Source organism: Gardnerella sp. 30-4, assembly GCF_001641215.1.
In the GTDB taxonomy this organism is placed as follows: Bacteria; Actinomycetota; Actinomycetes; order Actinomycetales; family Bifidobacteriaceae; genus Bifidobacterium; species Bifidobacterium leopoldii.
This window is the reverse complement of sequence record NZ_LXJL01000026.1, coordinates 1-6,296: the sequence shown is the minus strand read 5'-3', so window position 1 is coordinate 6,296 and position 6,296 is coordinate 1. Positions and strand designations below refer to the sequence as shown.

General features: G+C 40.0%; 5 protein-coding genes and 1 riboswitch. Of the genes, 3 read left to right on the top strand and 2 right to left on the bottom strand.

Annotation, left to right across the window (positions count from 1 at the left end; translation table 11 throughout):
* Positions 1-151: 151 nt before the first annotated feature.
* Positions 152-1,438, top strand: a complete 1,287-nt coding sequence (locus A5294_RS02215; RefSeq protein ID WP_231880173.1) for a chloride channel protein — start codon at positions 152-154, stop codon at positions 1,436-1,438.
* 124 nt (positions 1,439-1,562) lie between these two features.
* On the opposite strand, the gene A5294_RS02210 is transcribed toward A5294_RS02215, so the two are convergent.
* Both A5294_RS02210 and eno read right to left on the bottom strand, forming a co-directional pair.
* Positions 1,563-2,477, bottom strand: a complete 915-nt coding sequence (locus A5294_RS02210; protein ID WP_004106846.1) for an L-lactate dehydrogenase — start codon at positions 2,475-2,477, stop codon at positions 1,563-1,565.
* 197 nt (positions 2,478-2,674) lie between these two features.
* Complete coding sequence (gene eno, locus A5294_RS02205) at positions 2,675-3,970, bottom strand: phosphopyruvate hydratase (protein WP_004106847.1); 1,296 nt, start codon at positions 3,968-3,970, stop codon at positions 2,675-2,677.
* Between the two features lie 210 nt (positions 3,971-4,180).
* Positions 4,181-4,305: riboswitch (TPP riboswitch) on the top strand.
* Here eno and A5294_RS02200 point away from each other — a divergent pair.
* Positions 4,295-5,110 (top strand): ABC transporter permease, encoded by an 816-nt coding sequence (locus A5294_RS02200; protein ID WP_064340336.1) that lies wholly within the window; start codon positions 4,295-4,297, stop codon positions 5,108-5,110. It overlaps the preceding riboswitch by 11 nt.
* A 155-nt stretch (positions 5,111-5,265) precedes the next feature.
* Complete coding sequence (locus tag A5294_RS02195; protein ID WP_064340335.1) at positions 5,266-6,264, top strand: ABC transporter substrate-binding protein; 999 nt, start codon at positions 5,266-5,268, stop codon at positions 6,262-6,264.
* The last annotated feature ends 32 nt before the right edge of the window (positions 6,265-6,296 follow it).

Below are 6,296 nucleotides of genomic sequence, written 5' to 3'. Positions count from 1 at the left end.
CAAATAAAATTAAAAACAAATAACATAAGGAAGGCTGCTGCTAATGGAAAAACGCAATTTGCAAATAGTAGGCAGTAAAAAACTTTGTAAGTGTTTGAGCTACGTTTTTACATGTTTACGATTAAGTCTTATTGCCTTTTTTGTTGCAGTTATGGCTGGGGTTGGTGCAATATTATTAACTCTGTTACTACATGCTGTGCAAAACGTAATGTTCGGATTTTCAGAATCCGCTCTTAAACCTTCGCCAGTTGGATTGCCAATATTGCACTACGTTGCTGTTGTATTAATTGTGATGTCTGTTGCTGCAATTATTTGGATGTGGTTATGGACAAAATCTTCTAATCATATTGTCGATATAGCTCATGCTGTTAGTGGCCAATCGATGCCATTTAATACGACGATTATCCATGTATGTTTACAAATTTTTATAGTTGCTTCTGGCGCAAGTTTAGGTAGGGAAGTTGCGCCTCGAGAATTAGCTGCAATGCTTACTCAGAAGTTACTCCGCTTTATTCGAGTCAGTGAATTTCAAGCTCGTGTTTTGGTTGCAAGTGCTGCTGGTGCTGGTTTAGCTGGAGTTTATCGCACTCCAATAGCGGGTGCGATTATGGCACTAGGTTTGGTTGCAATTCCACGTTTTTCTCACGAATCGAAATCTTCTTTAAAGCGTTTGAAATGGTATTGGCTTATACAAAAATTTAGTATTTTTGCTATTGCGTTATTTATAAGTGAAATTGCATCATTGACTACTATTTTTGTGCTTGGGGATGAATCTTACTATTGTTTGCCAAGTCTTGATGACATCCATATTGTCAACGCGACTGTGTTGCTACTTGCAATTATAGTTGGCATTGCTTGCGGTATTGTTGGCACTCTTTTCCATAAGATGATTCATTGGGCTCGCTCTAAGTGTGCTCACAATTACCAAATCTTATATTTTTTGCCGCTAATGGGCTTAGTGACAGGATTAGTTGCATCGTGGAATCCAGCAATTATGGGCAATGGCAGAGCTTTAGCACAATACGCATATAACATTGCAACAAGTATTGCAATTGACAAAAACTCTTTGGTAACTTTGCTTCTACTATTTGTTGCAAAAATAATTTTAACAAGTTGCACTCTTCGAGCTGGCGCAAGTGGTGGTGTGCTTCAGCCGAGTATGTCGTCTGGAGCTTGCGTAGGGCTGATCGTAGGTTTTATAAGTATGAACATTCCAGTTGTTGGTGGCATGCTATCAAGTCAGCCAAAAATATTGATAATAGCTGCTATTTTTGGCGCTGCAAGTCTGCTAACTGCAAGCCGAAAGTCATTGTGGTTTGCGCTTTTTTTGGTAGCGCAATTAGTGAATGTGCCTATGATTATGATTATTCCGATGGCTGTTTCTTGTGCTGTATCTAGAAGCATAGCGATAATACCAAAAATTTTTATGCGCAAATAATGTTTGAATTTTTAGTATGGAAAATACAATATGTGCAAAATAAATGCGCCTATGCTAGTTCAGTATTAGCAAAGGCGCATTTGTTATTAGTAARTATTTTTTAGTTATTTTATTTTTGACTCATCTACTTTGCTTGAGCTTTACTCAAAATTGTATCTGCAGAATGCTGCAACTTTTGCAACTCTTCTTCAGTCAAGTCAAGTTGGCACTGCTTCACAATACCTTCGCGACCAACGATTGCTGGGTAAGAAAGATAAGAATGGTATTCCTCTCGATAGTTCGAAACAGGCATTTGCTCCTTCGAATCCGAAAGAACAGCATGGACCAGACGAACTGCAGCAGCAGCAATACCGTAATTTGTATACTTCTTTCCGTAGAACACAGTGAAGCCGCCTTGACGAGTTTCTTCATCGACAGCATCTAAATCAATGTTCTTTTCTTTTGCAAACTCAACAATCGGCTGCTCAAGAACCTTAACTGTGGACCATGCAACGAACTGTGAATCACCATGTTCACCCAAGCTATAGCCCTTCACGGCTTTTGGATGCACTCCGAAGAATTTACCAACAGCGCGATGAAGACGTGCAGAATCAAGCAATGTTCCAGTGCCAATAACTTTTTCATAAGGGAGACCGGTTGTTTCTTTATAAAGCTGGCAAATAGCGTCGCAAGGATTCGTAATATCAATTAGAACACCATGGAAGCCAGAAGCTTTAATCTTTGCGCCAACTTCTTCAACTTGAACACGATTATGTTTAAGTTCTGCGAAACGATCAGGATTTGGGACGTCTAAAAGCTTAATATTGCCCATAGCGCTTACGATAACTTCAACATCTTTCAAAGCATCGTAATCATTGACAGTAATGTTTACATTAAAAGGCAAATTGTCCATTGAATCCTCAAAATCCAATGCATCAGCCTTAACCTTAGCTTCATTCTTGTCATATAAGTACAGCTCGTCGGCGTAACCACCAACAACAAGCTGATGAGCAACAGCTGCGCCAACATTTCCCATACCAATAACTGCTACTTTTCGCATAATGAAACATCTCCTTCTGTTTCGATTTTCTCACAAAAATATCACCATTATGCGGAGAATGAAAGTAAATTTAAGAAAAATTTTTTGCGTGTTGTGATTTTTTCAAAAATATTTAATAAAAAACGGTCAGCCGTAAACACGACTGACCGTTAAAACTCAAAGACTCAAGAAGCCACTAAGTTACTTAAAACTAAAAGTTACTTCATATACTTCTTGCAAGCCTTGAATGCGCTGTAACCAGCATACTGAGCGGTAGAACCAAGCTCTTCCTCAATCTCAAGCAAGCGGTTGTACTTAGCAATACGCTCGCCACGAGCAGGAGCACCAGTCTTGATTTGGCCGGTGTTCTTAGCAACAGCAAGATCAGAAATGGTGGTATCTGGGGTTTCACCAGAACGATGGGAAACCATAGAAGTGAAGCCGTTCTTAGTTGCAAGCTCAATAGCGTCGAGGGTCTCGGTAACGGAACCAATCTGGTTCAACTTCACGAGCAAGGAGTTAGCTGCACCAAGCTCAATACCCTTAGCCAAACGCTTTGGATTGGTGACGAGCAAGTCATCGCCAACGAACTGCAAACGATCACCAAGACGCTTGGTGATTTCTGCCCAATCATCCCAGCCTTCTTCCTGGAATGGATCTTCGATGGAAACGATTGGATACTCGTTAATGAGCTTCTCGTAGTAATCGAGCATGTAAGCAGATTCGCGCTCTTCGCCATCGAAACGATACTTACCAGTTTCCTTGTTGTAGAACTCAGAAGAAGCAACGTCAAGAGAAATACCAATCTGCTTGCCTGGCTCATAGCCAGCGGCTTCGATTGCATCCATGATGTACTTCAAGGAATCCTCGTTGGACTTCATCTTTGGAGCGAAGCCACCTTCGTCACCAAGACCAGTAGCCAAGCCTTCCTTCTTCAAAACATTCTTCAAGGTGTGATAAACCTCAACACCAGCGCGCAAAGCATCGCTGTAGGTCGCGAAACCGTAAGGAGAAATCATGTACTCCTGAATATCGGTTGCGAAATCAGCGTGAGCACCACCGTTCATGATGTTCATGTTTGGAACTGGAAGAATGTGACCATTGGTGCCGCCAATGTAGCGGTACAACGGAAGCTGAGCAGACTCAGCAGCAGCGTAGAGAGCAGCGAGGGAAACGCCGAGAATTGCGTTAGCACCAAGCTTGCCCTTGTTTGGCGTGCCATCAAGCTCAATCATCGTCTCATCAAGAGCGCGCTGATCGGTGGCATCCATGCCAATAACCTTAGGTGCGATTACCTCGTTGACAGCCTTAACAGCTTCCAACGTGCCCTTGCCTTGATAACGGGACTTGTCGCCATCGCGACGTTCCCAAGCTTCAGCCTCACCAGTAGAAGCACCAGAAGGCACTAAACCAATACCCTGAGCGCCATCTTCGGTCTCCAAATAAACCTGAACAGTAGGATTTCCACGAGAATCCAAAATTTCGCGTGCATATACGCTTTCAATAGCTGCCACAACTACTCCTTTATACCTATGGGTTGTGATGACTCTTCCAAGATTAGTGCGTTTTATGGACGTTATATTGAGTACCAGCGTATTTATGCCGTGAACGTTCACAATATTTTGATTTAACTCGAGTCATATGAGCCAATTGTATATTTTTAAGCAATATCGTTTATAAATATCGATTTCAAATATACATGTCCATACCCTTGGGAGATAATGACCACAGACACGGGGTGCGCAACTACATCGTGCCAAACAACAATCCATACAGTGTTGCGCTGAGAATATACTCGTTGAACCTGATATAGCTAAAACTATCGAAGGGATTGTCGCATGACTTACAGTTCGCCTAATAAAGCGAAGAACATATTGAAGATTGCATTTAAAGCGGTATCTTCTTTCAAAGTGTGGATTTCAACTATCCTCATTTTGGTTTTGTGGTTTTTTACAACTCTTTCTCCAATCGAAGACCGTTCTTTGCCGTCCCCATATGAAGTAATACAAGCTTTTATTGATTTAAACAACGAAGGCATATTGTTAAAATCCTTAGGAATAAGTATTTTACGAGTTCTTTTAGGACTTTTGTTAGGAATTATTTTTGCTGTTCCTGCAGGCATACTTGCGGGAGGCAGTAAGCTTGGCAATATTGTAGTTGATAAACCAAGCCACATGTTGAGGTCAATTCCATTCCCGGCTTTAGCTCCAATATTAATAATTTTCCTCGGAATAGATGAAACGATGAAAATAGCGCTTATAGCTGTTGGCGTTTTTGGACCTATGTACGTTAATATTCGCGACGGAGTGCGTAATATTGATCCGAAACTTCTCGAATTAGCGCAGGTTTATCACGTTAAAAAATCTACTATTTTTATATCTATTTTGCTTCGCGGTACACTTCCAAGTTTTATGACAGGTTTGCGATTTGCAATATCTGTAGCATGGGTTGCATTAGTGACTTGCGAAACAGTTAATTCTTCTATTGGAATTGGATACATTCTTTCAAGAGCGCAAGAATTCTTTAGGCCAGATCAAATGATGGCATGCGTTATTATGTACGCAATTGCAGGTCTTGGATCTGAGCTTACTGCAAACATATTAGAGTATCTTCTTATACCTGAGCGCAGATTAGATAGAAAATCACGCCAATAATCTAGTAATATCAACATTTTTCTAAAGTTAACTACTTTTTAAAATGCATTAAATTGCTTTTTAAGAATTAGTCAATATTTAGAATCAACAACCAAATAATAACAACCAAACAAACAACAGATAAATAAAACAACAAACAAAAGGAACTATATATCATGGCTAATTTAAAAATGCGATTTTCTAAAAAGAGCATTATTGCATTAATCTGCGCTGTTTGCACAACTGTATCTCTCGCAGCTTGCGGAAGCTCACAAAAATCATTAAGCGCTTCTTCAAAAGAAGACGCTGGAACTATGAGAGTTGCTTATCTTTCAACAGCAAATTATTTAACTACTTTGAAAAATGAGAAATTCCTTCAAGACGAATTTGGCAAATCTAAAGTAGTTTACACTGGTCCTTACACTCCAGTTGACGGTCTTACTGCTGTTATGAGCGGAAATGCAGATGCTACAACTACCGGAACTGGACGCTTCATTGATTTGATTACTGAAGGACAACCATGGGTAGCTTTTGCGCTCGAATATTACAATGGTGATTCTCAAGGAATCGTTGCATCCGCAAAAAGCGGCGTAAAAACACTAAAAGACTTATACGGAAAGAAAGTTGCTATTATTCATAACGGTGACACTGGCGACTACATGCTTCACCGCGCATTTGATAAAAGCGGTTTAGACGTTTCTAAAGTTAACAAAGTTGAGATGAGCCCTAAGAACTTCCAGGCAGCATTTACTTCTGGACAGATTGATGCAATTTCCTCATTCGATCAGAATCTTGCTGCAGCAATGACAACTCCAGGCGCAAAATTGCTTGTAAATGCTAAAAAGTACGGCAATATGAATGTTACTATTCACATTGTTTCTAAGAGCTTTGCCCAAAAGCATCCAGATCTTGTTAAGAAGATGTACAAGGCACTTGTTCGCGAAGCAGAAAAGTCTCATAAAGAAAACAATGTTATTGGAAACGCTTACAAGCAGCTCGGAGCAAGCGAAACCATTATTAAGCAAATTGAAAAGTTTGACAATCCAACTATTCGTCCAATCGATGAAAAAGGTTTGAAAATGATGGAAACTCAGGCTAAAGAATACGTGAAATATGGTTTAATTAAGCAAGCTCCAAAGAATTTGAAAGATTCTGTAATGGATTGCACGAAGTAAATTAATCCATATATCTATAAAACACATATCAG